The sequence below is a fragment of the Pseudomonas sp. UME65 genome (assembly GCF_014170225.1).
GTDB lineage: Bacteria > Pseudomonadota > Gammaproteobacteria > Pseudomonadales > Pseudomonadaceae > Aquipseudomonas > Aquipseudomonas protegens.
Map to the genome: position 1 here is coordinate 682937 of NZ_LZZQ01000016.1, position 21624 is coordinate 704560.

Annotated in this window: 21 protein-coding genes; 15 read left to right on the forward strand and 6 right to left on the reverse strand. The window is 59.0% G+C overall.

Going from position 1 to position 21624, the window contains the following annotated elements; translation table 11 throughout:
* Nucleotides 1–45: 45 nt before the first annotated feature.
* Complete coding sequence (locus A9971_RS28140) at nucleotides 46–861, reverse strand: AraC family transcriptional regulator (RefSeq protein ID WP_011061511.1); 816 nt, start codon at nucleotides 859–861, stop codon at nucleotides 46–48.
* A gap of 277 nt (nucleotides 862–1138) precedes the next feature.
* Between A9971_RS28140 and A9971_RS28145 the strand changes: the two genes are divergently transcribed.
* A complete protein-coding gene (locus tag A9971_RS28145; RefSeq protein ID WP_011061512.1) occupies nucleotides 1139–1408 on the forward strand; it encodes a DUF1652 domain-containing protein in 270 nt (89 codons plus the stop codon).
* Nucleotides 1409–1453: 45 nt separating this feature from the next.
* Here A9971_RS28145 and A9971_RS28150 read toward each other — a convergent pair whose 3' ends face one another.
* Nucleotides 1454–3919, reverse strand: a complete 2466-nt coding sequence (locus A9971_RS28150; protein WP_183000258.1) for a UvrD-helicase domain-containing protein — start codon at nucleotides 3917–3919, stop codon at nucleotides 1454–1456.
* Nucleotides 3920–4194: 275 nt separating this feature from the next.
* Here A9971_RS28150 and A9971_RS28155 point away from each other — a divergent pair, with 275 nt between their 5' ends.
* Nucleotides 4195–4890: a pirin family protein gene (locus tag A9971_RS28155; RefSeq protein WP_011061514.1), complete on the forward strand. Its 696-nt coding sequence runs from the start codon at nucleotides 4195–4197 to the stop codon at nucleotides 4888–4890.
* Nucleotides 4891–4963: 73 nt separating this feature from the next.
* Here the strand turns inward: A9971_RS28155 and pgm are convergent, their stop codons facing one another.
* Complete coding sequence (gene pgm / locus A9971_RS28160; protein ID WP_183000259.1) at nucleotides 4964–6610, reverse strand: phosphoglucomutase (alpha-D-glucose-1,6-bisphosphate-dependent); 1647 nt, start codon at nucleotides 6608–6610, stop codon at nucleotides 4964–4966.
* A 210-nt stretch (nucleotides 6611–6820) separates the two neighbouring features.
* Nucleotides 6821–7843: a zinc-dependent alcohol dehydrogenase family protein gene (locus A9971_RS28165; protein ID WP_011061516.1), complete on the reverse strand. Its 1023-nt coding sequence runs from the start codon at nucleotides 7841–7843 to the stop codon at nucleotides 6821–6823.
* 269 nt (nucleotides 7844–8112) lie between these two features.
* Here A9971_RS28165 and A9971_RS28170 point away from each other — a divergent pair, with 269 nt between their 5' ends.
* The 3 genes from A9971_RS28170 (at nucleotide 8113) to A9971_RS32800 (ending at nucleotide 11087) form a co-directional block, all read left to right on the forward strand.
* Entirely contained in the window at nucleotides 8113–9027 is a 915-nt protein-coding gene (locus A9971_RS28170) for a LysR family transcriptional regulator (RefSeq protein WP_123473451.1), read from the forward strand.
* Nucleotides 9028–9180: 153 nt separating this feature from the next.
* The gene (locus A9971_RS28175; protein ID WP_174395461.1) at nucleotides 9181–10449 is read left to right on the forward strand and encodes a site-specific integrase; all 1269 of its coding nucleotides are present in this window, start codon (nucleotides 9181–9183) and stop codon (nucleotides 10447–10449) included.
* Nucleotides 10450–10883: 434 nt separating this feature from the next.
* Nucleotides 10884–11087, forward strand: a complete 204-nt coding sequence (locus A9971_RS32800; RefSeq protein WP_217438412.1) for a hypothetical protein — start codon at nucleotides 10884–10886, stop codon at nucleotides 11085–11087.
* Between the two features lie 137 nt (nucleotides 11088–11224).
* Here A9971_RS32800 and A9971_RS28185 read toward each other — a convergent pair whose 3' ends face one another.
* Nucleotides 11225–12136, reverse strand: a complete 912-nt coding sequence (locus tag A9971_RS28185; RefSeq protein ID WP_174395460.1) for a LysR family transcriptional regulator — start codon at nucleotides 12134–12136, stop codon at nucleotides 11225–11227.
* A gap of 137 nt (nucleotides 12137–12273) precedes the next feature.
* Between A9971_RS28185 and A9971_RS28190 the strand changes: the two genes are divergently transcribed.
* From A9971_RS28190 to A9971_RS28205, 4 genes are all read left to right on the forward strand, one after another.
* The gene (locus A9971_RS28190) at nucleotides 12274–12657 is read left to right on the forward strand and encodes a DoxX family protein (RefSeq protein ID WP_174395459.1); all 384 of its coding nucleotides are present in this window, start codon (nucleotides 12274–12276) and stop codon (nucleotides 12655–12657) included.
* Between the two features lie 15 nt (nucleotides 12658–12672).
* Nucleotides 12673–13278: an NADPH-dependent FMN reductase gene (locus A9971_RS28195; protein ID WP_217438411.1), complete on the forward strand. Its 606-nt coding sequence runs from the start codon at nucleotides 12673–12675 to the stop codon at nucleotides 13276–13278.
* Nucleotides 13275–14114 carry a pirin family protein gene (locus A9971_RS28200; RefSeq protein ID WP_183000260.1) on the forward strand — a complete coding sequence of 280 codons (840 nt, stop codon included), beginning with the start codon at nucleotides 13275–13277 and terminating at the stop codon, nucleotides 14112–14114. The genes A9971_RS28195 and A9971_RS28200 overlap by 4 nt, the downstream gene beginning before the upstream one ends.
* A gap of 70 nt (nucleotides 14115–14184) precedes the next feature.
* Nucleotides 14185–15255 (forward strand): alkene reductase, encoded by a 1071-nt coding sequence (locus A9971_RS28205; RefSeq protein ID WP_183000261.1) that lies wholly within the window; start codon nucleotides 14185–14187, stop codon nucleotides 15253–15255.
* 33 nt (nucleotides 15256–15288) lie between these two features.
* On the opposite strand, the gene A9971_RS28210 is transcribed toward A9971_RS28205, so the two are convergent.
* Nucleotides 15289–15621 (reverse strand): helix-turn-helix transcriptional regulator, encoded by a 333-nt coding sequence (locus tag A9971_RS28210; RefSeq protein ID WP_174395471.1) that lies wholly within the window; start codon nucleotides 15619–15621, stop codon nucleotides 15289–15291.
* Nucleotides 15622–15964: 343 nt separating this feature from the next.
* Between A9971_RS28210 and A9971_RS28215 the strand changes: the two genes are divergently transcribed.
* The 6 genes from A9971_RS28215 (at nucleotide 15965) to A9971_RS28240 (ending at nucleotide 21516) form a co-directional block, all read left to right on the forward strand.
* The gene (locus tag A9971_RS28215; RefSeq protein WP_183000262.1) at nucleotides 15965–16714 is read left to right on the forward strand and encodes a hypothetical protein; all 750 of its coding nucleotides are present in this window, start codon (nucleotides 15965–15967) and stop codon (nucleotides 16712–16714) included.
* A 115-nt stretch (nucleotides 16715–16829) separates the two neighbouring features.
* Nucleotides 16830–17060 (forward strand): AlpA family transcriptional regulator, encoded by a 231-nt coding sequence (locus tag A9971_RS28220; protein WP_174395455.1) that lies wholly within the window; start codon nucleotides 16830–16832, stop codon nucleotides 17058–17060.
* A gap of 4 nt (nucleotides 17061–17064) precedes the next feature.
* Nucleotides 17065–17892, forward strand: a complete 828-nt coding sequence (locus tag A9971_RS28225; protein ID WP_183000263.1) for a ParA family protein — start codon at nucleotides 17065–17067, stop codon at nucleotides 17890–17892.
* Nucleotides 17893–18215: 323 nt separating this feature from the next.
* Nucleotides 18216–19784 (forward strand): ParB family protein, encoded by a 1569-nt coding sequence (locus tag A9971_RS28230; RefSeq protein ID WP_174395453.1) that lies wholly within the window; start codon nucleotides 18216–18218, stop codon nucleotides 19782–19784.
* A complete protein-coding gene (locus A9971_RS28235; protein ID WP_174395452.1) occupies nucleotides 19781–20329 on the forward strand; it encodes a DUF2857 domain-containing protein in 549 nt (182 codons plus the stop codon). Before A9971_RS28230 ends, A9971_RS28235 begins: the two co-directional genes overlap by 4 nt.
* The gene (locus A9971_RS28240; protein ID WP_183000265.1) at nucleotides 20326–21516 is read left to right on the forward strand and encodes an STY4528 family pathogenicity island replication protein; all 1191 of its coding nucleotides are present in this window, start codon (nucleotides 20326–20328) and stop codon (nucleotides 21514–21516) included. The genes A9971_RS28235 and A9971_RS28240 overlap by 4 nt, the downstream gene beginning before the upstream one ends.
* Nucleotides 21517–21624 lie beyond the last annotated feature (108 nt).

Below are 21624 nucleotides of genomic sequence, written 5' to 3' on the forward strand. Positions count from 1 at the left end.
ACTCCGCAACCCGAATTTCGAATGCGGCGATCCTAGTGCCTGGCCTCAGGGGCTGTCTTGCGCGCGTGCACGCAAAGAAATTTGCTTGGCGTAGGCCTTGGGCGACTGGCCGGTGTGCTGGCGAAAACAGCTGTAGAAGGCCGACAGCGAGTTGAACCCTGCGGCAAACGCCAGCTCGTCGATGCGCAGCGGCGGCGTGGCCTGGTCCAGCGCTGCCAGCAGATGCTGCAGGCGCGCCTGGTTGACGTAGCGGTAGAAGCTCTGCCCCAGCACCTGATTGAGCAGGTAGGAAATCTGGTTGCGGCTGTAACCGCATTCCCGGGACACCCGCTGCAGGTCCAGCTCGGGGTCCAGATACGGCTGCTGGCGCTGGAAATACTGCTGCAGGTCCTCGGCCATGAAACTCAACTGGCGCGGCGACAGCCCCAGCCGGCTGGCCGCCGGGCGCAGTCTGGCGGAGGACTTGCTCGGTGCCGGCTCCCGGACCAGTGAGGCGTACTCGTTGACCCGCCAGATCAGCCCGTCGCGCACGGTGATCGCTTCACTGGAGCGAAATGACACCAGGCCCTGGCCGCCGCGCAGGGTCACCTGGTACTGGATAAACGCGGTGTTGCCATCCAGGCGGATGCGATCGCTGTGCTCCAGGGCCTCGTCGGGAGCCCGGGGCATGCTGGCCCGCACGTATTCGCGCAGTTCCTCCAGGCCCAGGGTACGGTTCTGGAAAAAGTCGTTGTACTGGATGTCCGGGTGGTACAGCGCCATTACTCCATCCAGGTCCCGGTGCTTCCAGCACAGGTGGTAGCGCATCACGGTTTCACCGGTGGCCTGGGTGTGCAGCGGCCCGTCATCGGGGGCAGACATAGGTTTCTCGAACAGGAAAAGGCGCAGCTTGCCGAACTTCGCCAAGGGCTTCAACGACCGGCCGCCGGCCAGATACGGCAGCCGCCGGGGGGTGCCTGGGAGATGACATGACTTGCATCAATAATCCGTGAGTGAACCGCCGGACGGTGGGCAAAAAAACTGCGAACCGTCACAAGCCAATGCTATTTTTAAAACCTCAACCGATCGGGTCATTGACGATCCGGTCGTTCCTACCGCGAGCACAAGGAAGCGCTCAATGAATCAAGGTGGGCCACCGATGAACAGAGTCTGGGCCAGTAAAGTCACCTTTCCCAACGCCTGCCAGCTGATGCGCTGGCATTTTCATCCCATGGGTTTCGAAGCCAGCATGGATGCGCCCGGCAGCATGATCGCCCGGCTCTTTGATCGCGCCAGCGGCGAAACCATGATCGCCATCGCCGGCATTCCCTGTGCCACGGTGATGAGCGCTGCGGATGTCGAACGAATAATCGAGGCGGTGGAAGATGAACTGGAGGCCTTTTCCCCGTCCCTGGCACTCAAGGCCTGAAGCCCCGCTGCCTCACCCGAAGCCCGCCTCGCCAGCGGGCTTTTTTCATGTCGCCTGGCGCAAGTCCTGGAAGTACGGCTTGTCTCGCGGTACCCGGTCCGAAGCCTTGGGCGCATTGCCCGAGGGGCCTTCCTGGCGGTCCACATACCAGTAGCAATGCTTGGCGGCCCGGGTGATGCCCACATAGGCCAGCCGCAGGATCTCGTCCTTCTGTGCGCTGTCGTAGGGCTCGGCATCGCCGTCCTTGCCCAACCCGGCCATGCGATAGACCTGGTTCTTGTACGGCGAACTGCTCAGATGCTGGCAGTCGCCCAGCAGGAATACCGCATCCGCCTGCAGTCCCTTGGCGCTGTGATAGGTCAGCTGTTTCAGGCGTCGCGACCCTGGAGGCAGGTTAGAATCAACATTAACTATTTGTGAAATAACGTTTTCAATCAATAACTTATCACTACTTTTCCGAAACAACATCAAGATCGAATCACCCTGCTCATAGTGCTCAGCCAGACGCTGGGCCAGGCCCTGATCATCGCGATCGAGCACCTGCACCGGCCACAGCTCTGTAGCTTCGCCGCTGGCCTTGGCCTTCTTTCCGGCAATGGCCGGCGCCGCGCGGACAATATGCTCCGCGGCATCGATCACATGCTGATGGCTGCGGTAGTTCTCGCTGAGCATGACCCGGGTGGTGCCCGGGGACGGGAACTCCTTGTTGAACTCGATGAAGTACTTGGGCGAGCTGCCCCGCCAGCCGTAGATCGACTGCCAGTCGTCACCGACGCAGAGCAGCGAGGAATGCTGGGCGGCGCGCCCGATGTGCAAGGCGGCGCCTCGGCTGCGGATCGCCGCAAGGCTGGCCCTGATCCAGGAAACGATCTGCGGCGAAACATCCTGGAACTCGTCGATCATCAGGTGTGACATCGGGCGCAGGCAGGCATCGCTGAGCAACTTGAAGTTCTCCGGCGAGCGCTCGCTGAACAGGGCGAACATGCGGTTGTAGCTCATGATGGGCGGCGACTGATCCAGCAGATGGTCCTCCAGCGCTCGCCAGAACAGGCTCAGGGCCTCGAAGAAAAACCGGTCCGGATCGTCCTGGGCAAAACTCATGCCCGCGACGGCATCGCCCACTTCCAAGCCCAGGTTCTCGATAAAGCCTGCGGCGGCGACAAAGCAATCGAGCAGCGGCGCCGACGCCAGCTCGCCCTTGACCTTGTAATCGAAACCCGGACCGCCATTGACCTGGGCCGAAAAGGCGCCGGCAGAACGCTTTGAAGCTTCGTAACTATCAAGCCAAATCAATGGCTTACGGCAAAAAGCTTGAAACAGGGTGCGTTTTACAGCCCACTCCGCCCGCACCGTCAGCTTGGCCCCGGGCCGGGTCAGCTGCGGGCTCTCGCGCGGGTCGAAACCCAGCACCACCCAGGCGTCCAGCTCCGCACAATAGCCATGGCTGTGAAAGGTCGCACCGTTGATTTCGAACCGCTGGCGCTGCGGCTCGATGCCCTTGATCGGCCAGGCGCCCGCGCGAAACCACAGGTCCTCCACGGTGTCGCAGAGTTCTTCATCGCGCTTGGCCGCCAGTTCGGTCACCGCCATGCGCTTTTGCACGTCCGGGTGATCGCGCTCCAGTTCCTTGAGCTGCAGGGCGTGGCGTACCAATGGCTGCAACGCCAGGCGAAAGCGCGGGTCATCGCGGTACAGTGCCTGGTAGCAGGCATTCAGGTGCCGACGCTGGGCGTCGTTGATGCGCAGATCGAATGGGTTGCTGTCCACCTCGTCTTCGCCGCCCTGGAGCCGATCGCTGAGGTTCTCGAAGGCCTGCAGGCGCTCGAAGCCCGGCAGGCTGCGGACCATGGGCAGAATCCGCGAGTGGAAGGTTCGCACCAGCTCCCGGGCTTCCCTGGCGCCCAGTTGCCGCCCCCACAGGGCAAAGACTTGCGTGAGCTTGGTGATGAAGTCCTTGCGCGACTCCCGGGTGAAGGTCACCACGGTCATGGCGTCCAGTTCGAAGCCCAGATAGTGATGCAACAGCAGCAGGCGCAGCACCAGCGAGGTCGACTTGCCGGCGCCGGCCCCGGCGATCACCGCGGTGGCGGGTGTGTCGCTGAAAATCATCTTCCACTGCGCGGCGCTGGGTTGCGCCGCGGCGGGAAGCAGGCGGCCGACATCGGCCTTGAAGCGCTTTTTCAGCTCGGCGCTCAACGGCAGGCGCCAGTCATCGAACAGCCGGTCATCCACCCCGGGCGGGCGGTGCTCGGTGTTGCGGCTGTCGCGGATCAACAGCACCTGGCGGCCTTCCTCCAGCCCCTCGAGCCGGCCTTCCTGGTAGCCGTATTCCACGCCGGCAGTGTGGCCACTGCGAAAGCCATCGGCCTGACCATGCAGCCAGGAAGCCCGATGCTGGGCCCGCAGGCGGTTCAGGCCATGGCCGAAGAAGCGCGCCGCGAGGCGTTTCAATAAGGGCATCTGGGCCAGGGGCAAAAGCTCGGGGGGCAGATCGGGGGTGTGTTGCGACACGCGGACTCCAGGGTGTGAGGCTGAGCGGTAATCTTCGGCGGATTGTTCCACGGTATCCAGCCAATTGCTTGCAGGTCATTAACTTAAGCGATGAACCGAAGGTTTAACACCAGCTTTGCGACAAAATAATCATCTAATTTTACGATTGGATTACGGCATTTTTTGCGCTTTTTATCGATCTATAGCTGATGGAAGATGCTCGCCATCAACCAACGGTTATCGTTTTCTGGCCCGGGTACAACGTGCCATGACGAGCCCTTAATGAGGAGAAGATCATGCTTGAACTCAGACCTTTCAGCTCCCTGGGCGGCGCGCACCATGGCTGGCTGGATGCCCACCACCATTTTTCCTTCGCCGAGTACCATGACCCCAAGCGCATGCACTGGGGCAACCTGCGGGTCTGGAACGATGATGTGATCGCCCCTGGCACCGGCTTCCCCCAGCACCCGCACCGGGACATGGAAATCATCACCTACGTTCGCGAAGGGGCCATCAGCCACCAGGACAACCTGGGCAACAAGGGCCGCACCGAAGCCGGTGATGTGCAGGTGATGAGCGCCGGCACCGGGATCGCCCACAGCGAGTACAACCTGGAAGCCACGCCAACCAAGATCTTCCAGATCTGGATCATCCCCAACCAGGCAGGCTCTGCGCCTTCCTGGGGTGCCAAGCCTTTTCCCAAGGGCCAGCGTGAAGGTTTCGTGACCCTGGCCAGTGGCAAGGCTGGCGATGAGGAAAGCCTGCGGATTCGCGCCGATGCGCGGCTGGTGGCGGCCAACCTGAAGGCCGGGGAAACGGCCGAGTATCACCTGGACGACGGGCGCCGGGCTTACCTGGTTCCGGCGACCGGCGCGATTGAAGTCAACGGCTTGCGCGCCGAAGCTCGAGACGGCGTCGCGGTTGAGAATGAGCCGGTGCTGCGGGTGACGGCGTTGCAGGACAGCGAGATCGTGCTGGTGGATCTGGCGTGAAATACAGCGGCCAATAAAAAGGGGCGACCGTGATGGTCGCCCCTTTTTTTGCCTGACGGGCCCGGAGCGCCGGTCAGTTGCCGCTGATGGCGGTGTCCACCAGGGTCTGGGCTTCCTGCACCAGCTGCTTGAGGTGGTCGTCGCCGATGAAGCTTTCAGCGTAGATCTTGTAGATGTCTTCAGTACCCGACGGGCGTGCGGCGAACCAGCCGTTCTCCGTCATGACTTTCAGGCCGCCAATGGCCTGGTCGTTGCCCGGTGCATGGCTGAGGATCTGCTGGATCGGCTCGCCGGCCAGCTGGGTCGAAGTCACCTGCTGTGGCGACAGCTTGCTGAGCAGGGCCTTCTGCTGCGGGTTGGCCTTGGCATCGACGCGGACCGAGAACGGCTCACCCAGCTCGTCGCACAGGGCGCGGTAGGCCTGGCTCGGATCGCGACCGGTACGCGCGGTCATTTCCGCCGCCAGCAGGGACGGGATCAGGCCGTCCTTGTCGGTGCTCCAGACGCCACCGTCGCGGCGCAGGAAAGAGGCGCCGGCGCTTTCTTCGCCGCCAAAGCCCAGTGAGCCGTCGAACAGGCCATCGGCAAACCACTTGAAGCCCACCGGCACTTCATACAGACGGCGGCCCAGGCGTGCAGCGACCCGGTCGATCAGGCCGCTGCTGACCACGGTCTTGCCCACCGCGGCATCAGCGCGCCATTGCGGGCGATTCTGGAACAGGTAATCGATGGACACCGCCAGGTAGTTGTTCGGCGCCAGCAGGCCGCCGCTCGGGGTGACGATGCCGTGGCGATCGTGATCGGGGTCGCAGGCGAAGGCCACGTCGAAGCGTTCCTTGAGGCCGATCAGGCCCTGCATGGCGTAGCTGGAGGACGGGTCCATGCGGATCTGCCCGTCCCAATCCACCGACATGAAGCGGAAAGTGGCGTCCACTTGCTTGTTAACCACCTCCAGGTCCAGGCGGTAGTGCTCGGCGATCGCCGACCAGTAGCGCACCCCTGCTCCGCCCAGCGGATCCACGCCCAGGCGCAGCTTGGCGTTGCGGATGGCGTCCAGGTCGATGACGTTGATCAGGTCGGCGACGTAGGTGTTGAGGTAATCGTGGCGATGGGTGGTGTCGGCCTTCAGCGCCTGTTCGTAACCGATGCGCTTGACCCCGGCCAGCTTGGCTGCCAGCAGTTCATTGGCCTTGGCTTCGATCCACTTGGTGATGTGGGTGTCGGCCGGGCCGCCGTTGGTGGGGTTGTACTTGTAGCCGCCGCTTTGTGGCGGGTTATGGGACGGGGTGATGACGATGCCGTCCGCCAGGCCCGATGTACGCCCCCGGTTATAGCTGAGGATGGCGTGGGACACCGCTGGGGTCGGGGTGTACTCGTCGCCGGCAGCAATCATCACGGTCACGCCATTGGCCGCCAGCACTTCCAGGGCGCTGGCCCCGGCCGGGGTCGACAGGGCATGGGTGTCGATGCCGACAAACAGCGGGCCGTCGATGCCCTGGGATTCGCGGTACAGGCAAATGGCCTGGCTGATGGCCAGCACATGCCATTCGTTGAAACTCAGATCGAACGAGCTGCCACGGTGCCCGGAGGTGCCGAAGGCCACACGCTGGGTAGACACCGATGCATCAGGCTGACCGGTGTAATAAGCCGTAACCAGTCGCGGGATGTCGACCAACAATTCAGCCGGTGCCGGTTTGCCCGCAAAAGGACTGAGAGTCATGCAAAACCTCTGGAAAAGGATGGTTCGGAAATGGGCCGCAGTTTACTGGCAGTTTGACCGCAGCGCGATGGAATCTATCCCGGCGCCCCGGCCCTTTTATGCAGCAGCCGCTTGCCGGTAAAAGGACTGCCAGGGGAAAAACTAAAAAGCCGGCGCAAGGGCCGGCAAATCGAGGCAATAAAAAACGCCAGGCTTTGCCTGGCGTTGGGATCAGACCGGTTCGACCTGAAGCGCGACCCGTTCGCGGCATGGGCATTCATCCATGTAGCGGTGCGCCTCGACAAACTCGTTGAACGCGAATACCCGGGTCTTCAGGGGGAGCAGCACCCGGTCCGCGGTGAGCTGGTTGATGTCGCGCAACGCACGCTGCAGCGCGACCTGATCCTGGACAATTCCCAACTCCGGCTTGCCAGTGAAGTTGCCGATGCAATGGACGAAGAACTGGATGTTCTTCTGGAACGCCGCGCAGGCCGGGAACGGCGTCTGGTTGCCGCCTTGCAGGCCATAGAGCACCAGGCTGCCACGGGGCGCCAGGACATCGCCGAGCATGGACATCTGCGGGCCGCCCAGGCCGTCGAACACCACGTCGACACCGCGGTTGTCGGTGAGCTTGTTGATCTGCATCAGCAGGTCCTGTTCCTCGGTGACAATCACCTTCTCGGCACCCAGGGACAGCAGGTATTCACGCTCTTCAGCGGTCTTGGTGGCGGCAATCACCCGCACACCCAGGGCCTTGCCCAACTGGACAAAGGACGGCCCGGCGCAATGGCTGGCGTCCGTGACCAGGGCAAACTGCCCCGGCTTGACCCGCGCCAGGTCGGCGTAGGCGAAATAGGCGATCAGCAGCGGCGTGTAATGAACAGCAGCCTCGATCGGGCTGAGAACATCGGGATAACGGGTCAGGGCCGAACGCGGCAGGACGATCAGCTCGCCATACACCGGGTAATCGTTGGGGCTTTCGGCGGGAAAACTCGCCACCTTGTCACCTACCGCCAGGTCGTCGACGCCCTCGCCCACGGCCGTGACCACACCGGCCATTTCGTGCCCGAGGCCCGAGGGCAGGCGAGCATGGGACGACGCCAGGTTCTGCCGCCAGAGCACGTCATACCAGCTGATACCGATGGCTTCGACTCGTACCTGCACTTCGCCTGGCGCAGGCAACGAGGCCGCATGCTCTTCGCATTTGAGCACCTCGGCCGGTCCAAACTTGTGAAAACGAATCGTGCGGGACATCGCAAACCTCGTCAAATTAACCTCTAATGCCGCGAACTTTATCCGGGCTTTGCAAGCAAGACTATCAGTGCCTATTAATAGTCGACATGCCTGGCATTGATTTCGTGCCCTTGAAAATCGGGGCGTACAGCGTGCTCGAACCTTGCCCGGCTACAAACAAACAACATTTAGCCGATGCAGAGTACCAGCCTTTCCCCGTAAGATTCACGCCGGCCATTGTTCCGATATGGTCGCTCCCGTCAAGCTCGCTGACTCTGCCAGGACTCCAGATGAATCGTAATGACCTGCGTCGTGTCGACCTGAATCTGTTGATCGTATTCGAAACACTGATGCACGAACGCAGTGTGACCCGCGCCGCCGAGAAGCTGTTCCTCGGCCAGCCGGCCATCAGTGCAGCCCTGTCGCGCCTGCGCAACCTGTTCGACGATCCGCTGTTCGTGCGTACCGGGCGCAGCATGGAGCCCTCGGCCCGGGCAGTGGAAATCTTCGCCCTGCTCTCGCCGGCCCTGGATTCGATCTCCACCGCCGTCAGCCGCGCCGCCGAATTCGACCCGGCCACCAGCACCGCCGTATTCCGTATCGGTCTTTCCGACGACGTGGAATTCGCCCTGCTGCCGATGCTGCTCAAACGCCTGCGCGCCGAAGCCCCGGGCATCGTGCTGGTGGTACGCCGCGCCAACTACCTGCTGATGCCCGCGCTGCTGGCCTCCGGCGAAATATCCATCGGCGTCAGCTACACCGCCGACCTGCCGGCCAACGCCAAGCGCAAGGTCCTGCGCCGCAGCCTGCCCAAACTGCTGCGGGCCGACACCGTGCCCGGCCCCCTGAGCCTGGACGACTTCTGCGCCCGCCCCCACGCCCTGGTGTCGTTCGCCGGGGACCTGAGCGGGTTCATCGATGAGGAGCTGGAGAAGCTCGGACGCAAGCGCCACGTCGTGCTCGCCGTACCGCAATTCAACGGCCTGAGCACCCTGCTGGCCGGCACCGACATCCTTGCCACCGTGCCCGACTACACCGCCGACGCCCTCACCGCCGCCGGCGGCGTACGCGCCGAAGACCCGCCGCTGCCGGTGCGAAGTTTTGAGCTGCACATGGCCTGGCGTGGCTCACAGGACAACGATCCAGGGGAGCGCTGGTTGCGTTCGCGGATTCAGATGTTCTTCGGCGACCCCGATAGCCTGTAATAGAATTCCACCAAATTCCATAAAATCGTTTTATAACAACAAGTTAATAACAATTTAAGTCCACTGCCGCCTGTCTAAATCCAATGGATTCCACGGCTCATGGGGGCATAATTGGGGGCAAATTTCGGTTCCTTAAAAAGGATGCCCCCACCGATGCCCCCAGATAATGCGGTTGTCTTCAAACGAAAACTCAGCGATGCCTTGATCCGCTCACTGACCGAACCCGGCAAACACGCCGATGGCGAAGTCCCTGGCCTCTACTTGGAGGTAAGGGCGTCGAGCAAGGTCGGCAAATCCCCTTCCAAGGTTTGGCGATTGAAGTATCGGCTGCATGGCAAGGAAAACCGCTTCTCCATCGGCGCTTACCCCGACATCGGTCTCAAGGAGGCGCGCGACATTGCCCGCGGCGCACGCCGCGACGTGGCTAACCACACCGCTCCGCTCAAGGCCAAGACCGCCAAAATCGAGGCGCAGTTGCTCAATGAAGAGCGCACCTTCGCGTACGTGGCCGAGCAATGGTTGGTATTTAAGTCTGCCGAACTGGTGACCAAATCCATCGCGGGGTTTAGTGGCGCGCTGAATAACCACATTTTGCCTGCCATCGGTAATAAGCCGGTCAGCGAGATCAAGCTAGAGCACATCACCACAATCATTACGGAGTTGCGCCGTCAGCGCACCATGGCCATGGCCCGGCGCGTGCGTACCATTATCCGTGCCGTCCTGGGCTTTGCCGAGGGGCGCGGATGGGTGGAACGTAATGTGGCGCTTAGCAACATTGAGGAGTTGAAGATCCGCCATGTCGTGATCAGCAACCCGGCAATCGAAAGGCCAGCCGACCTGGGCAGGTTTCTTATACGCCTTGATGACTGCAACGACGGCAGCGTTGCCGCCGCAATGCGCCTGCTGGTCATGTTGCCGGTCCGACCAGGCGAACTGGTGCAGATGCGCTGGGAAGATGTCGACTTGGTGGGCGCCGATTGGCGTTATGTGGTGAGCAAGACCAAGCACCTGGACAAGAGCAAACACATCGTGCCGTTACCTGAGCAAGCCTTGGTTCTGTTACGTAAACTACATAAAACTCGCGTGGTGGATGAAGAAGGCAAAGGCTGGGTGTTCGTCTCACCGGTTTATCCGGGACGTCCAATAAACCCGACCTCCATGCTCAAGTCCTTTCAGCGCATCTGGCCGGAGTACGACATCACAGCTCACGGCTTTCGCGCGACCTACAGAACCATTGCCCACGAGCACTTGGGTATCGATCCAATCGTGCTCGAACTTTCGTTATCTCACCGAATGCCAGGTGCGCTGGGGGCTGTGTATGCGCGCGCTCAACTGCTAGTGCAACGCAGGGACGCGGCTCAGCAATGGGCGAACTACTTAGACCAGTTGCGGCAAAACGCAGCGCGAACCACCACCGATTGATGATACAGAGAAAACTATTAGAAAATTGGAGAGGGAAACGAGACTCGCATCTAGCGTCCGACCCATTAAAATCTAAGGGGTTTCTTTTCTTGCCGAAGCAGGGAAAGACTCAATTCTGGACTTGTTTTTGGAGTGTATCAAGGGCCAAGAAGGCGTGGCTTCGGCCTATGAGGTTTGATTCGACCCAGAGCCAACTTGGACGACAAGAAATCTCATGACTCCCGAGAACACACCGACCGAGCAAGAGTTTTCCAGCACCCACCACTGCCGTAAGGCAAAGAGGTGTCTACGAAACCCGGGGTGATTCAAACAATGCCGTCGAAATACCGTCATACCAGGCCGTCGACCTTGGTGGTCGCGCATCCAGCCGAGCACTGGCTGAGTGGGCACCTGGGGCTCGCGTCGTCAAAGCCTTCAACCATTTGGGAGCACCTGTGCTGGATGCCAATCCCGAAGCCGAGGGCGGGCGCCGCGTGCTATTTGTCTCGGGCGAAGATACCGATGCGAAGAAAACCGTCAGCGATCTCGCTGAGCTGTTGGGCTTTGCCGCTGTAGACCTGGGAGGCGAATCTGAAGGACGTCTCGTGCAGTTCCCGGGCGGCCCACTGGCCATTTTAAACTTGGTCAAGTTCGGCTAGAGCGCAGACGCTCAGTGCTTTGAGTCAGTCTCATGCAACTGTGAATTCAACGCTGGCTGGGAGGCAGGGGCTTCCTATTTTTCCAGCCAGCGTTTGGCTGGCTAAGCGACGATCCAGAGGTGCGCCCCCTTGCACAGCTACACATTCGCCGGGAATGTCTGCTCTTTCAGCTTCTCCATCACCAACTCGATGAACGCCGAGACTGCCAAGGGCAAATGTTTGCGACTGGGGTAAAGCAAGTGCAGACCAAATCCAGTGCGATAGTAATGCGGGAGCACAGACACCAATCGGCCAGCCTGAAGATCGAGATTAGTTATGGTGGGCGGCAGCAACGCAATACCTAACCCAGCCAACGTAGCCTTACGCAATGCTTGAGCAGTGTTGCCATTGAAACGACTGGTAATCTGAATATCTTCCTCAACACCGTCGGGCCCCATAAGACGCCATGTGGTGAGTCCGCTGGGGTGAGCAAAACTCACGCAGTCGTGATTGTCCAAATCCTGGAGCGTGGCAGGCACGCCGCGTTTATTGAGGTAATCAGGACTGGCGACCAACCCTTCATTGCCTGCTCCAAGCAGTTGACGACCGACGTATCCCGAGTCCTGCAAAACGCCGCCTCGAAATGCAATGTCAATCCGTTCGGCGATCAAATCGGCCCGCGCATCGCTCAGCACGAAATCCAGCCGCACTTGTGGATGCTTGGCTAGAAAATCAGCCACCCACTCCATAGGGAAAAAGTCGAAAAAATCTGCCATCGCCGCAACGCGCACGGTGCCGCTGGGCTCCTGGCTACCTGTCATCAATTGCTGACCGGCATCGAGAAGGCCTTCTACTGCGCCAGAACACCGTTCATGAAACAGCTCCCCGGAATGGGTCAGTGTGAGTTTGCGCGTCGAGCGCTGTAGCAGCCGTGTGCCGAGCTGAGCCTCAAGTTGTTGAACTCGCCGGCTCAGGGTGTTGGACGGCATTCCAAGCTGCCGTGCCGCCTCGGCAAAGCTGCCGTTGCGCACCACATGTACAAACAAGGCGACGTCGTTCAGGTCGAGCATCTTATCAGCACCACCTCGTTAAATGGATTGGTCCGCCCCAATTATGCCATCCAATCAGGCAATGAATAGTCGCATATCTTACCGGCATGGCTGCTGTTAGCTCTCAACTGCTCCCCGAAGAAAGGACATCGCAATCCATGACCACATCCCCTTCTCGCTCTTCTACTCATCGCCGAATCGTTTGGGGCGTTCGTGCGTTCTTGATTCTGGCATTCGCTGTGGCTGGAGTCGCCAAGCTGGCCGGAGCACCGCAAATGATTCAAGTATTCGAAGCAATCGGCATAGGCCAATGGTTCCGGTATCTGACCGGTGCCGTCGAGGTAATCGGCGCCTTGTTATTACTGAAACCCGCCACGGGCTTTCTCGGAGGGCTGGCATTGGCAATGACGATGGTCTGCGGGGCGGCTACGCACCTTCTGCTGATTGGCGGCAACCCGGTACCCGCGATGATTCTGGCCGCGTTGTCTGCATTTGTAGCCTGGCAGTTGCGCCCTCTCTCACGGCTCAGTGCGGCAAGCTAGGCGGAGGTGTCTCTAATGAACTTGCCCAGTTTTTCAGCACAACCTATGACCTCGCCCCTCCCCCTCATCGGCATTGTCGTAGGTTCGGCCAGTGAAGCTCGCTTTGGTGAAAAGCACGAACTCTGGATCCATGAAGTAGCAAAACAGCGCAACGATATCGCTATCGAATTAATTGACCTGCGTGAACACTCGCTGTCTTTTTTCTACGGTCCGCAATCAGTAACCCCTGCCGACCGCGGCCGCGCGGAAAAACGTTGGACTGACAGGCTCGCGTCGATCGATGGGCTGATCGTGGTCACTCCAGAGTACGACCAAGGGACAAGCGCCGAACTGAAAATCGCCTTCGACATCGCCGGCCAGAAGCTCGGCCGCAAGCCGATCGGCTTCGTGGGTTATGGCGGTACTGGTCGCGCCATCGAACAGCTGCAACTGGCGGCCATTGAATTGCAGATGGTCCCGGTACGCAATGCCAAGCACATCGGCATCGCTGAATTCATCGGCATCTGGCAGCAGGGAAAAACTTTCAACGATTACCCGCGTCTGGCCCAGGCCGCCAAAGAGCTGCTCGATGACATCGCCTGGTGGGCCCATGCACTCAAGACCTCGAGGAATAACACATGACCGCCACAACTGTCGTTCTGCCACGCGCCATCGTTCATCGCACCCAGGGCAGCACCCATGGCCCGATCACCCGGCTCATGAGCCCTAGCGATCTGGGAGAACACCTTAAGCCTTTCATTTTCCTTGATATTTTCAGCATGAACAGCAAACGCGGAAAGTCGAGTTTCGGCATGCACCCGCACTCCGGGATCGCGACGGTGACCTTCATGACCCAAGGCGAAGTGGCCTATGAAGACACCACCGGCGCGACAGGTGTATTGCTGGCCGGAGGTCTGGAGTGGATGCGCGCCGGCAACGGTGTCTGGCATGGCGCGACACTGACCAGCGCGTCCTTGATGCAGGGGTTCCAGCTCTGGGTGGCGCTGCCGCCGGAGTTGGAAAACGCCCCTGCGCTGAGCACCTATCTTGCGCCCTCCCAAGTTCCGCAATCAGGCCCGGCACGCGTGCTCCTGGGTCGATACGGCGACGCGCATAGCTTGATTGAAGCGCCGAGTGACATGAACTATCTCGCCGTTAATTTGAAAGACGGCGAGCGTTGGCGGTACTCCCCGCCGCCCGGTCACAACGTTGCCTGGCTTGCGGTAAGTACAGGACGCCTGGATGCGGGAGGCCAGATTAATGCCGGCGAACTCGCCATTTTCGAGGAGACCGAGCAACACATCGACTTCTTGGCGCAAGGCGACTGCTCATTCGTGATGGGCTCAGTGGTGAAGCACCCGCACGACCTGGTGACGGGGTACTACTCGGTGCACACAAGCGAGAAGGCGTTGGCCCAAGGCGAATCCGAAATACAGCGCATTGGCGCACGCCTTTGGCAGCAAGGACGACTTAAATAGCGGCTGATGGAATCCGAGCGAGACACTTTTCGACAATCACGACTCACATTCCAGACCTACGAGAGACATCATGACCACGAGCAATTTCAACCTGCTCACGTCCCCTGCACAAATCGGCACCCTCTCCCTGAAAAACCATATGGTCATGGCCCCTTTAACGCGAAGCCGGGCCGGTGAAGGCGATGCTCCGACGCCCACCGTGGTCGAGTATTACCGGCAACGTGCGGGCGCCGGCCTTATCATCACCGAGGGGTCTCAGGTCTCGGCGCAAGGCAAAGGCTATATACGGACGCCGGGCATCTTTACTACCGAGCAAATCGAGGGTTGGAAACAAGTGACCGACGCTGTTCATGCAGAAGGTGGACGGATTTTCCTGCAACTCTGGCATGTCGGGCGCCTGTCGCACTCCCTGGTACAGCTCAATAACGAGCTGCCGGTGGCCCCTTCAGCGATCAAGGCGGATGGCGAGATTTACACGTCTGACGGACTGAAATCTTACGAGTTACCACGGGCTCTGACTCTGGATGAAATTCCTGACGTGATCGCTGACTTTCGCCAAGGTGCTGAGAACGCGAAACGCGCTGGATTCGACGGTGCGGAAATCCACGGGGCAAACGGTTACTTGATCGACCAGTTCCTGCGTGATGGCACCAATAGCCGCACGGACGTCTACGGCGGTTCTGTAGAAAACCGCGCGCGTTTTCTCAAGGAGGTCGTGGAGTCGGTCATCGAAGTCTTTGGGGTCAGCCGCGTGGGCGTTCGCCTGTCGCCAATCTTCAATTACTTCTCCATGAGCGACAGCGATCCCCAAGCGACTTTCAACTATGTGGCGAATATGCTCAGGCGCTATGGGTTGGCCTACGTTCACGTGGTGGAGCTTGGCGCAGGAGCGTTCAATTTCAGAGACCTTAAGCGTCGTTTCGGCGGCCGTTACATCGCCAATGGTGGCTACGCCGCGCAACGCGCTGAAAAGGCACTGAGTTCAGGGGATGCAGATCTGGTGTCGTTTGGCACGGCGTTCCTGGCCAACCCGGATCTGGTCGAGCGATTCAAACAGGGTTCAGCCCTGAACGAAGCCGACCCCGCGACGTTCTACCAAGGTGAAGAGCGCGGTTACACCGACTATCCAACTCTGGCGTAATCCCGGTAGCTGCCACGGGCAACGTAACTCGGGCTAAGAAGCACCTCGGATAAACGCGTCGTGTGGATCCTGGGCTGACTCGGCCAAGCGAGCGACGTAATGACGGGGGGCGCACTTCATGAGGCGTTTGAAAGCAGTGCTGAAAGCGCTGTCCGATTCGTAGCCGACGGACAGCACGATAGCCGATATCGAGTCGTTGGTGTGGGCCAGTTTTTCAGCCGCGAGCAGCATTCGCCACTGACCCAAGTAATCCATCGGAGAGGCGCCGACCTTCGCCTTGAACTTGAGCGCAAAAACCGAGCGTGACAGGCCGGCATACTTGGCGAGCGCGTGTAGCGTCCAGCGCTGAGCGGGCGATTCATAGATAGCTACAAAGCGTTATCGATTTCAAACCAAATAAGAACTTGCTGCGCGACATTCGCTAAATCGCATTGGGACGTGAACGCATTACGAAAACGAAGGTCTTCACGTTAGATTCATTGTCGCGGTTTGCTGATAAACCAACCCGAGATGAGATCCCGCCCATCTGCCTGGGACGAAGCCATCAACAAAGAAAAATGCAATTTATTCAGTGCAGAGTAAATGGAATGACCTCATCGAGTAAAAAGTCCGAATAAAACAGCCACTGCCAGCAATTTTTCTAGCAGGTAGGCGATGTAGAGATGTTTCGCGAGAGGCCTATCCATCTGGAATGGAGGTCCGTTCGCACATGCATCAGAACAGCTTTAATCCGCAAGCTAAAACCTTCTATAGGCCCATTGACGCAGCATTGCGTTGGTGTAATCTCGTTTGTTTCGAAACGCAAATCCTGCAGACTGCTGCGTCCGGCCTTGAAAGACTCAGCGCTATATTTCCCCAGTGGCCATGCCTTCAAACCAATACCGAAAAAATCTATGACGCCATCCGCAATGGCGAATTACCCTATGGCTGCTTCGGTATTTCGGTGCCCTTGGGCACCCCCGTAGAGCCCGCTCTGCTGACGGTACGACACACTGATCTACGCCATTGGATGCAGATCTACTACCCCGATCAAAGGCCAAGCTTTCTGTTCGAGTCGAACGACGACCCTCGAGACAAAATCAGCCTAGGTGTTTACTTTGCACTTCAGGCCGAGCGTGATGCCCTACTTCGAGAGCGCGATGCTCTGCAACGTCAGCTCCAAGATGTCGAAACTGACCTTCAGGCACTGGGGCTTGAACAGGAAAGCCTTAAAATGCTGGTTAAAACGCAGGGACAACTAAGCCAACGCAGTGAACACACCTATCTGCAGATCATCGGAGCCTTGGTTAACACAGTTTTGGACGTATCGCCCGCTGGAAAGCCTCTTTCCGTTTTCAAGAGTCAAGCCGCAATCGTCGATGCTTTGACCGCGCACTACAATGATATTCCCGGCCTCAGCAAACGAACGCTGGATGAAAAGTTCGCAGCAGCCAATCGCGCGCTCAAAAAAAACATCTGAACCCAATCATTGCACTGCAATGCGCTCGATTGCGGTGCAATGACTCTACCCCATTTCTGCTATTCACTTCAGGTCACATCCCATCACGCGCCAGGCGGCGCTAGGAGTGACCAGCATGTCCAGCTCATCCGCTCAGCTCACTGATAACCCTCCACCAACGGTCGAGCGCCATATCATGCGCCGCGATGAAGTCGAGCGGAAAACCGGTTTTAAGCGTGCACACATCTACAATTTGATGAAGGAAGGCAAATTCCCTCAGGCCAAACGCATCGGAATGCGCGCGGTCGGCTGGGACTCGCTGGAGATCGAGCGGTGGATCGTTGAGCGCCTAGGTCAACAGGCCTAATGCCATGCGTGTGGTATCGGTAGTTTCCACCAAAGGTGGAGTAGGTAAAACCACTGTAGCCGCTAATCTTGGTGGTCTGCTGGCAGATGCTGGCTTGCGCGTTCTACTGCTCGATATGGATAGCCAACCCACCCTCTCCAGCTACTACTCCTTTGGCCAGAGAGCAGTCGCTGGTGCCTACGAGCTCATTGCATTCAATGAAACAACACCTACGCAGATTATTTCGCGTACTGTAATTACAAGGCTAGACCTGATCATCTCCAACGACGATCAAGGCCGACTGAACACCTTGCTGCTACATGCCCCTGACGGACGTTTACGACTGCGCAAACTGGTCGACAATTTCCGTCTCAATTATGACGTGCTCTTAATCGACACTCAGGGCGCACGCAGCGTGTTGCTGGAGATGGCCATACTGGCTTCTGACCTCGCCCTCTCTCCCATCACTCCGGAAATGCTCGCCGCCCGCGAACTGCACCGCGGTACTTTGAAGCTGATGAGAGAACTCGAGCCGTTCCGTCACCTGGGCATTCCACTACCCTCTTTGCGATTGCTACTGAACCAGGTGAATACCATTCGATTGGACACACGGATGATCATCTGTGGTCTTCGCAATACCCTCGCTGAGGCTACCAACACCTCGGTTTTAGACACTGTAATTCCCGACCGGGTGGCCTACCTCAATGCAGCCACGCTCAGCTTGCCCGTTCACCGGATTGATTCGCGCCAGACACGTCAACGACGCTCACCATCAGCGCTGGAAACCATGCAGGCACTGGCCATCGAGTTGTTTCCGGAATGGCGCGAAGCGATCTCTAAGGTGACCGGGTGAGAGGGGTTTGATGAAGCGAATCAACCAGCCAGCATTTCTCACTCAATCATTGGGTTTGATCAACCTTAAGGCCAACAGTCGTTGGCTAGGAGTCTTCTGATGTTGGACCAACTGCCCATCATCGCTCCACGCTCTACTCAACCACACCACCCGCCTTGCGAGGAGTATTGCACCGTAGTCTTTCGCCTGCAGGGTGAGCGCTCAGCCATGGGGTGGTTCCTCGCGGAGCTTTCCCGACACTTCGAAAGCTCGGGTACTGCCGAGACCATCCAGTTCGAGGTCGGTGACCATTTGCGCAATCGGCGTTAACGGGGGTTGTTCAGATGAAGAAGCTCAGTCAGGAGCAGATCACCGACAAGCTGCACCAGGACCACTTTCCTCGAGGTCCAGAACTGGAGCGGTTGTCAGATCCACTTACTGACACGCCTATGTTGGTCACACTGGAGGAGCTGCGGCCCTACGAACACAACCCACGCTTCATTCGTAACCCGCTTTATGACGATATCAAGGCATCGATCCGTGAACGCGGGCTGGATCAACCACCGCCGATTACCCGTCGCCCGGGCGAAACCTATTTCATAATCCGCAATGGAGGTAACACGCGCTTGGCGATTCTCGGCGAACTGTGGCAGGAAACCCGCGACGAGCGCTTCTTTCGCATTCATTGCCTGTTCCGCCCCTGGACCAATGAAGTCAACACCCTGCTCGGCCATCTGGCCGAAAGCGACCTGCACGGCCAACTCACCTTTATCGAACGAGCTCTGGCCGTGGCCAAACTCAAAACGATGCTTGAACCGGATGGAGCTGCCCTATCGCAACGAGAGCTGGCAAGACGTCTTGCCGCCGGAGGCTATCCAATTTCGCAGACGCACATCAGCCGAATGCTCGACACCCTTGAACACCTACTGCCCGCCATTCCACAAGTCCTGTATGCCGGGTTGGGTAAGCCCCAGATCGAACGCCTGATCGCTCTGCGTAGCCAAGCGCAACGAACCTGGAACCGCTATCCAACCGACACCCTAGCGTTCGCCGAGTTTTGGGTAGAGACCCTGGGCAACTTCGATGCTGACCCTGAATCCTTAGATCTTGAGCAGATCCAAGACGAACTGCTCGAGCGCATGAGCCGCTTGCTCGGACAGTCCTACCGTATGTTGGCCCTGGAACTGAACGATACCCAACGAGTGATCTCGACGCCTGGCGTTGAGAACAGCCATCCGCCAAGCGTTGATGAAGCCGCGGCAGGCTCCCCTTCCTCCGAGCCCCGCCTCCAACCCACAGAGACCAGAACCCGGGCTGAAACTGCGCGGGAGGAACTGCTCACAGCACCCGAAGCGAATGCTGTATCAGCAATCAGTCCTCCGTCACGCATTCAACAGATTCGCGAACAGATCAATCGCGAGACAGCCACCGAAGCAGCATCGCTCATCGAAGCCTGCACGACCGACGACATCTGGGTCATTGCACCAGCACTGGATAGCCCCGAACAACTGCGTTTAGCCATCGCCAAACTGGCGCGGGAAATGGCGGCCTATGCCGGACATCCAGAGAGCATCATCGATCAGCCGCTTGGCCTGGGCTTCGCTCTGGACATCGAACGGCTTGATTTCGCTGCACCAAGAGCGACCGGCGTTCACCTAATGCTCCTGGCTCTGTTGCGCGCTCAAGATGACGTGAATTGGGACGATCGCAAGCAACTACCCTCAGCCCTGTTCGGGCAACTGTTGCTGGGGGTTTACCAAGTCCCCCTGCTAGACCGTCCCGTCATCGATGTAGGTCTCGAACGATTGCCCGACAGTTTGTTAATCAAACTGTATCGTCTCATCCGCTTGGCCCGCCGCTTGATCGACTTAACGCTTGCCCCTGAAGACAACTCACCGGAGGAGCTGCCATGAGCCTCTCCTTTAACGTCCTCAACCAGGCCATGCTGACCCAGGTGCTGCATGAGCTGCGCCTGGGTAACCTGCAACGCTGCAAGGCACTTGGACTGAGTGAGGACGACATCTATCTGTTGCAATCCTTACCGCCCACCACGCTGTCACACCTGGCCCATGCCACTGTGTCTTGGGTCGAGATCAAGATCGACTCGCCGGTACTACATCGGCTGATCGAGCAAGCCGAACGCGACGAGCAGAACGAACGGTTGATCAACCGAGCGCTCAAACTGGGTGCCAGCAGCACCATCATGTATCAGTGCTTCGGCTTGGCGCATTCGGAAACCGCCTTGCGTCGCCGTCTGCTCAAGATAGAAACCCGCAAGGGTCGGCCTCAGAACTTGAGTGAAGCCCAGGAACATGCACTCTGGCAGCGATGGTGCCAACTACGCGCTCAAGACGGTACCGAGGATCAGCTCGACGCCATGATGATGCTGGCCGAAGAACAACAGATCAGCTTGACCATCGTGTGGCAGCAAGTTGACCAGTACAGCGATGGAACATGAACACCGCCCCTTCCTCTCGCTGGCAACGTGTCCTGCAGCAATGTACCCAGCAACTGAGTGAGCGTTGGCCCGCACGCCCCGCCACTGAACATCCCTCCAACCAGGCACTACAAGCTGGTTTTCTGTTCAGCGGCCAGTCACACGAAGTCGTGCCGCGTCGGTTGCTTTTGGATAATCGGCTGACGCCGCTGGAGCGTAATGCCTGGCAAGTGTTTCGACTGATGCTCCAGGGCCAGGGCATGGTCACGCCACGCTACGAGGATTTACAGCCTTACCTGTCGAGCGTGCCCTACAGCGTATCAGCCTCTCGTGAAACCATTGCTCGGGTGTTGACGATGCTCAGGTTGACGCGTTGGCTCAGTTTGGTGAGTCGCGGGCGCGATCAGCTCAGCGGACGCCTTCAAGGTTCTCTGTACGTTCTGCACGATGAGCCGTTAACTCCCGCCGAGGCCATGGAACTGGATCAGGATTACCTAGAGCTGGTCGGACATGCCCTCGGTCATGCGACCAAGGCCGTGCGCATTGTTGCTCAGCACGCTGTGGAAGAAGTCCGTCGGGACACGAATATTGATCGGGATCGGTTACCGACTCGGCTCGACGGTTGGGGCGAACATTGGACACAGCAAGGATTGGATCAGGCCACGCATACCACTCTGCACGATTCCGAACTGGGGGAGGATCACTGCGTTCGGAATCGTGCAGGCCCTCGTTCGGATTCCGAACCGGGACTGAACACCAATGTTTCCGGCACCGTTCGGAATCCGAACGCCGCCGGTACTGTATTAAAAGAAAGTATTTGTACTGTACCGCGCGCGACCCCAGCGGTGGATAACCTGCTCTGGCCCACTCAACTGCACCTGAGCCCAAGCGAGCGTCAGGCCGTCGCTGTGGCGCTGAATAAGCTCAAATCTGCAGATCGGCAGGCGGTGCTCAACGAAGCGGGGGCACGCTGTACAGCAGGAAGTGTCCGCAAGCCCGCGGCCTATCTGATGGGACTGATCCAGCGGGCGCTGAAAGGCGACTTTCATCCTTGGGCAGGTCAGGCCGAACCGGTATCCATTGCAGAATCACCCTCACCTCCCCCCTCGCGACCATCTCGACAACAGGGCGAACCCGCTTCTGCCGTTGCCCAAGCCTGCCTGAATGAGCTGCGTCAACTGCGCGGCAAGCGCGGTGGAAGTCAGTAGATTTGATGCCAGTGGCATCAAATCCATGGAGTTCCAATCGACGAACACGTCGGACCAAACTATGAAATTTTTAGGGAACAATAGGGGAATCCTTCCCATGAAGATAGA